Origin of the sequence: Streptomyces sp. NPDC086077, from assembly GCF_040686175.1 — a bacterium.
In the GTDB taxonomy this organism is placed as follows: Bacteria; Actinomycetota; Actinomycetes; order Streptomycetales; family Streptomycetaceae; genus Streptomyces.
Map to the genome: position 1 here is coordinate 1 of NZ_JBFBJT010000255.1, position 5,942 is coordinate 5,942.

The window sequence follows — 5,942 nt, forward strand, 5'->3', positions numbered from 1 at the left end:
CTCGGCGGGACTCGGCATCGACCGCAGTGGCCGCCTACCGCAGGCTGAAACGACGGCCCCGGCCGGTGGAGCCCTCCGCCGCGGTGCGGGTCCGGCGCGCAGGGCGGTCGCCCGCGGCGCGGGCCGCGCCACGGGCCTGGCGGGCGGGGGCCGGGGGGAGCTGGCCCTTGAGGGGGCCCCATTCATTGGGGTCGGGGACGCCCGGCGGCAGCATCTGGCGGCGCTTGGGCCCACCGTGCTCGGACTCGCCGGGCTCCTTCGCGCCGGGCCAGGCCTTGGCGACGCGGGCCGCGAGGACGAAGTCCTTGCGGAGGGGGTGGCCTTCGAAGGTCTCCGGCAACAGGAGGTGGTCCAGGCCGGGGTGGCCCTCGAAGCGGACGCCGAACATCTCGTGCGTCTCGCGCTCGTGCCAGCCCGCGCCGGCGAAGACCTCGACCGCGGAGGCGAGGACGGGGGCCTCGTGGGGGACGGTGGTGCGCATCAGCAGGCGGCGCACGGGGTCGAGGGCGACCAGGTGGGCCGACACGCGGAACCCCGTGCCGGGTTCGTCGACGGCGCTCAGCCAGTCGAAGTAGGTGCAGCCGAGCTCGTCGCGGGCGGTACGCAGGGCGGTGGTCCAGGACGCGGGCGGTACGTCGACGGTCAGGAGCTCGTACGACTCCTCGGCCGTGGCCTCCGTACCGAAAAGGTCCTCGGCGGGGGCGGGAAGCCAGCCGACCGTGCCGTTCACCGGGCCTCCCCCGCGTCGGTGCCGCCTGTGGCAGGAGGTGTGACCAGGCCGCTCTGCAGGGCCGCCGCCGACGGACGGGCGGCACCGTACCGCTCTCCCAGCGACTCGCGGGCGATCTTCTCCTGGAGCTTGAGGATGCCCTGGAGCAGCGCCTCGGGGCGGGGCGGGCAGCCGGGAACGTAGACGTCGACGGGGATGATCTGGTCGACGCCCTTGGTGACGGAGTACGAGTCCCAGTACGGACCGCCGCAGTTGGAGCAGGCGCCGAAGGAGATGACGTACTTCGGCTCGGGCATCTGTTCGTAGAGGCGCTTGATGGCGGGTGCCATCTTGTCCGTGACCGTGCCGGAGACGACCATCAGGTCGGCCTGGCGGGGGCCCGGCGCGAACGGGATGACGCCGAGGCGGATGAAGTCGTGGCGGGCCATCGAAGCGGCGATGAACTCGATGGCGCAGCAGGCGAGGCCGAAGTTGAAGACCCAGAGCGAGTAGCGGCGGCCCCAGTTCAGGACGACCTTCATCGGCTCGGGGGCGAGGCGCGCGAGCGCGCCGAGGCGCTTCGGCTCCGGAAGCAGGACGGGCTCCGCGACGGGCCCGGGCTGCCCTGTGCCCGCGGCGGGCACCGAAGGAGTCGTTTCTGGCGTCACGTCCATGCCAGGACACCCTTCTTGTATGCGTAGAGCAGGCCCACGGCCAGGAAGCCCAGGAAGATGAACATCTCGACGAGGGTCGCCGCTCCGTAACCGGGGGCGGCGAAGACCGTGGCCCACGGGAAGAGGAAGATCGAGTCGATCGCGAAGATCACGTAGAGGAACGCGTAGACGTAGTAGCGGACCTGGGTGTGGGCCCAGCCCTCGCCGACGGGGTCGACGCCGCACTCGTAGGTGAGGAGCTTCTCGGGGGTGGGCACGACGGGGCGCAGCAGCCGCCCCGCGCCGAAGGCGACGGCGACGAACAGCACGCCGATGGCGGCGAGCAGTCCGACGACCGAGTAGGACTGGAAGTAGTCCGCCGCGATGACGGCGGTCGGTTCGACGGTCGGTTCCCGCACGTCCGTCCCTCGCTCCCCTGGCCTCGACCTCATGACTGTTCGAGTGGCCTTCCGGCCTCGCGACGTCACGCCACCGTTCGACGATCTGTATGCAACGTGAGTCTAGGGCCTGTCAAAGAGGCGGTAAGCAGCCCATCACGCCTGCCGGGGCAGGGGTGGGGTTTTCCCCAGCAGAACGTGGCGGTGCACCTCATGGCGTCGACGCGCGCCGCCGGGCACGCTAGCCCATGTGACCGAACAATTCCCGTCCGCGAGCGCGGCGGCGGCCGGCAAAGACACGGACCGTCCGCCGCCTGCCCGGTTCGCCTACGACAGGCACACCTGGAAGGAGATCGCGCATCTCCTGGCGAACCTGCCGGCGGCCCTGCTGGGCTTCGTCTACGTCGTCACCGTGCTGTCCGTCGGCGCCTTCCTGACCGTCACGGTGATCGGTTTCCCGCTGCTCGCCGCGGGTCTGCTGGGCGCCCGTCAGCTCGGCAGGCTGGAGCGGGCACGGGCCCGGATGCTGCTCGGGGTGCGCGTGGACGAGCCGAGCCCGCTCCCGCGCCGGGGGGCGGGCGGTTTCCTCCCCCGGCTGTGGATGGCGCTGAAGGACCCGGTGGGCTGGCGGACCGCCCTGTACGACTTCATCCGGCTCCCGTGGGGCATCCTCACCTTCACGCTGACGCTGACCTCGCTGTTCGTGCTGTGGCCGGTGCTGCCGTTCATCGCGCGGGGCTTGGCCAACGCGGACCGGGCGATGGTGCGCGGGCTGCTGTCACCCTCCGACGAGCTGGAGCGGCGGATCGCCGAGCTGGAGTCCGACCGGGGGGTCGTGGTCGACACGGCCGCGGCGGATCTGCGGCGCATCGAGCGCGACCTGCACGACGGGGCGCAGGCCCGCCTGGTCAACCTGGCCATGGGCCTCGGTCTGGCCAAGGAGAAGCTGCTGGAGGACCCCGTGTACGCGGCGGCGATGGTCGACGAGGCGCACGGTGAGGTGAAGCTGGCCCTCCAGGAGCTGCGGGACCTGGCGCGCGGCATCCATCCGGCGGTCCTCACCGACCGCGGCCTGGACGCCGCCCTCTCCTCGGTCGCCTCACGCTGCACGGTGGCGGTGAAGGTGACCGTCGACCTGGCGGCGAGGCCGGCCGAGGCCATCGAGGGCATCGCCTACTTCACCGTCTCGGAGCTGCTGCAGAACGTCAGCAAGCACAGCGCCGCGAAGTCCGCGTCCGTGGACGTGTGGCGCAGCGAGGAACGGCTCCTCATACAGGTCGCCGACGACGGCCGGGGCGGCGCCGGCTTCGACGGCGGTACGGGGATGCGCGGGCTGGCGGAGCGCCTGGGCGCCGTCGACGGCCTGTTCGTCGTCGACTCGCCGGAGGGCGGCCCCACGGTCGTCACCGCGGAACTGCCCTGGCGGGACCGGCAGCGCTGAGGGCGGACCGGTAGCGCCGAGGGGGTAGGGAAAACCCCCCGCCCAAGATGCCGACGGCCTCCATGGTCCGCGGGTCCCGGGGCCAGCAGGGTTGGACTACGACGGACACAGCAGACCTAGAAGAACGGGGACCAGGCCCATGGCCACGGAGTACGGGCACGGCTACGGACGCCGGAGCGGGACGTCCGACTGGGGTGCGGAGTCGAGCGCCGGACGGCGGCCCCGGCTGCCGGCCGGGCTGCGGGCGCCGTTCGAGGGCCGCACCTGGCGCGAGTTCGCCTATGTGCTGCTCAGCCTGCCGATCAGCGTGCTGATGTTCACGTACGCCGTGACGATGATCTCGCTCGGTGCGGGTCTGCTGGTGACCTTCCTCGGCATACCCGTGCTGGCGGCGGGGCTGGCCGGCTGCCGGGGCCTCGGCGCGTTGGAGCGGGCGCGGGCGCGCGGGCTGCTCGGGCTCGACGTCGCCGCCCCGGAGCCGCTGCGGATGCACAGGAACGGTCTGATGGGGTGGATGGGCGCGGTCCTCAAGAGCGGCACGTCCTGGCGCCACCTGCTGTACTCGGTGCTGCACTTCCCGTGGGCCGTCTTCTCCTTCGTCGTCGCGGTGAACTTCTGGGCGTACGGCTGGGCGCTGCTGACGTACCCGCTCTGGCACTGGGTCCTCCCGATGTACGGCGGTCAGGAGGGGCTGCAGCTGTACGGCGACGAGACGCATCAGATCTACCTGGACAACCCGTTCGAGATCACGGTGACCGCGCTGGTGGGGCTGCTGTTCACGCTGGCCACGCCCTGGATCGTGCGGGCGCTCACGCTGGTGGACCGGCTGCTGGTGCACGGGCTGCTCGGCCCGTCGCGACTGGCGACGCGGGTGGTGGAGCTGGAGTCGGACCGGGGCGTCGTGGTCGACACGGCCGCCGCGGATCTGCGGCGTATCGAGCGCGACCTGCACGACGGGGCGCAGGCCCGGCTGGTGGCGCTGGCGATGGATCTGGGGCTGGCGAAGGAGAAGCTGGCCGAGGACCCGCGAGCGGCGGCGCGCATGGTGGACGAGGCGCACGGCGAGGTGAAGACGGCCCTTCAGGAGCTGCGGGACCTGGCGCGCGGCATCCATCCGGCGGTCCTCACCGACCGCGGCCTGGACGCCGCCCTCTCCTCGGTCGCCTCACGGTGCGCGGTCCCGGTGCACGTGGACGTGGATCTGGCGTCGCGGCCGGCGCCGGCGATCGAGGGGATCGCCTACTTCACGGTCTCCGAGCTGCTGCAGAACATCAGCAAGCACGCGCGCGCGACCTCGGCGGCGGTGGACGTCTGGCGGTCGGAGGACCGGCTGATGCTGCAGGTCACGGACAACGGCGTGGGCGGGGCCGAGGCCGGCGCGGGCGGTGGTTCCGGGCTGGCCGGGCTCGCGGAGCGGCTGGACGCGGTGGACGGCATATTGGTGGTCGACTCCCCGGCGGGCGGCCCCACCCGCGTCACCGCGGAACTCCCCTGGCGCGGCTGAGGCGCCGACGACCTGACAAGCAGGGCCCGCACCCACCCCACCCCCTGGCAAAACCTGGAATGCTTGACGGGTCTTTGGGGCGAAGTCGAGCAACGGGGGGCCGAGGATCGTGGAGGACAGGGTGCGGGTGGTCATCGCCGAGGATTCGGTGCTGCTCCGGGAGGGCCTGACCCGGCTCCTCACCGACCGAGGGCACGACGTCGTGGCCGGCGTAGGTGACGCGGAGGCGTTGATCAAGACCATCACGGAGCTGGACGCCGAGGGCGGGCTGCCCGATGTCGTGGTCGCCGACGTGCGGATGCCGCCGACACATACGGACGAGGGCGTCCGCGCGGCGGTGCAGCTGCGGAAGACGCATCCAGGACTGGGCGTGCTGGTGCTGTCACAGTACGTGGAGGAGCGCTACGCCACCGAGCTGCTGGCCGGTTCCAGCCGCGGCGTCGGGTATCTGCTGAAGGACCGCGTGGCCGAGGTACGGGAGTTCGTGGACGCGGTGGTCCGGGTGGCCGAAGGGGGTACGGCCCTCGACCCGGAGGTCGTGGCGCAGTTGCTCGGACGCAGCCGGAAGCAGGACGTGCTCGCGGGGCTCACGCCGAGAGAGCGGGAGGTTCTGGGGCTGATGGCCGAGGGCCGGACCAACTCCGCCATCGCCAAGCAGCTGGTGGTGAGCGACGGCGCGGTCGAGAAGCACGTCAGCAACATCTTCCTCAAGCTGGGACTGTCCCCGAGCGAGGGGGACCACCGCCGGGTCCTCGCAGTACTGACCTATCTGAACTCCTGAGGTCCACTTACGGATCCGCACCGGTCGACGCGGACGCGGGGACGACCCGTACGGCGCATTCGAACGGGATGCGGGGAGCTACTCGGGCAGGTAATCATCATGCGAATGGCCGAGGGCGGGCGAGCCGTCCAGTCGTAGGGTGGGTGCTGGGAGGACCCTGTGGGGTCGATCCCCGACAGTGCCTCGAAGGAGGTCCAGTTCAGTGACGAGCCAGGTCAGTAGCCCAGCGGAGCAGGCCGACGGAGCGGTCGTGGGAGAGCAGCGCAAAGCGGCCGGCGTCAAGGACGTCCGCCGTCTCGACCGAGTGATCATCAGGTTCGCGGGGGACTCGGGTGACGGTATGCAGCTCACCGGTGACCGCTTCACCTCGGAGACCGCGTCGTTCGGCAACGACCTGTCGACGTTGCCGAACTTCCCTGCCGAGATCCGGGCGCCTGCCGGGACGCTGCCGGGTGT

The 5,942-nt window shown here is 71.5% G+C and carries 5 protein-coding genes and 2 pseudogenes; 4 read left to right on the forward strand and 3 right to left on the reverse strand.

The window, feature by feature from the left end; all coding sequences use genetic code 11:
* Positions 1-67: 67 nt before the first annotated feature.
* The 3 genes and pseudogenes from AB0O67_RS36190 to AB0O67_RS36200 all read right to left on the reverse strand — a co-directional run.
* A pseudogene (locus AB0O67_RS36190) lies at positions 68-730 on the reverse strand (NADH-quinone oxidoreductase subunit C); the annotation flags it as partial.
* Positions 727-1,383, reverse strand: coding sequence for an NADH-quinone oxidoreductase subunit B family protein (locus tag AB0O67_RS36195; RefSeq protein WP_365459989.1), 657 nt, complete (start codon positions 1,381-1,383; stop codon positions 727-729). The pseudogene AB0O67_RS36190 and the gene AB0O67_RS36195, both read right to left, overlap by 4 nt.
* Positions 1,374-1,814, reverse strand: coding sequence for an NADH-quinone oxidoreductase subunit A (locus tag AB0O67_RS36200; RefSeq protein WP_365459992.1), 441 nt, complete (start codon positions 1,812-1,814; stop codon positions 1,374-1,376). Before AB0O67_RS36200 ends, AB0O67_RS36195 begins: the two co-directional genes overlap by 10 nt.
* Positions 1,815-2,010: 196 nt before the next feature.
* Here AB0O67_RS36200 and AB0O67_RS36205 point away from each other — a divergent pair, with 196 nt between their 5' ends.
* From AB0O67_RS36205 to AB0O67_RS36220, 4 genes and pseudogenes are all read left to right on the forward strand, one after another.
* Positions 2,011-3,201 carry a sensor domain-containing protein gene (locus AB0O67_RS36205; protein ID WP_365459995.1) on the forward strand — a complete coding sequence of 397 codons (1,191 nt, stop codon included), beginning with the start codon at positions 2,011-2,013 and terminating at the stop codon, positions 3,199-3,201.
* 139 nt (positions 3,202-3,340) lie between these two features.
* Complete coding sequence (locus tag AB0O67_RS36210; RefSeq protein ID WP_365459998.1) at positions 3,341-4,705, forward strand: sensor domain-containing protein; 1,365 nt, start codon at positions 3,341-3,343, stop codon at positions 4,703-4,705.
* 121 nt (positions 4,706-4,826) lie between these two features.
* Entirely contained in the window at positions 4,827-5,486 is a 660-nt protein-coding gene (locus AB0O67_RS36215; protein WP_365460001.1) for a response regulator transcription factor, read from the forward strand.
* 202 nt (positions 5,487-5,688) lie between these two features.
* Positions 5,689-5,942, forward strand: a pseudogene (locus AB0O67_RS36220) (2-oxoglutarate ferredoxin oxidoreductase subunit alpha); the annotation flags it as partial.

Bases quoted from the DNA above. Each gene is read 5' to 3' on its own strand.
- AB0O67_RS36210 (WP_365459998.1), top strand. From the start codon at position 3,341: ATGGCCACGGAGTACGGGCACGGCTACGGACGCCGGAGCGGGACGTCC.
- AB0O67_RS36195 (WP_365459989.1), bottom strand. From the start codon at position 1,383: ATGGACGTGACGCCAGAAACGACTCCTTCGGTGCCCGCCGCGGGCACA.
- AB0O67_RS36200 (WP_365459992.1), bottom strand. From the start codon at position 1,814: ATGAGGTCGAGGCCAGGGGAGCGAGGGACGGACGTGCGGGAACCGACC.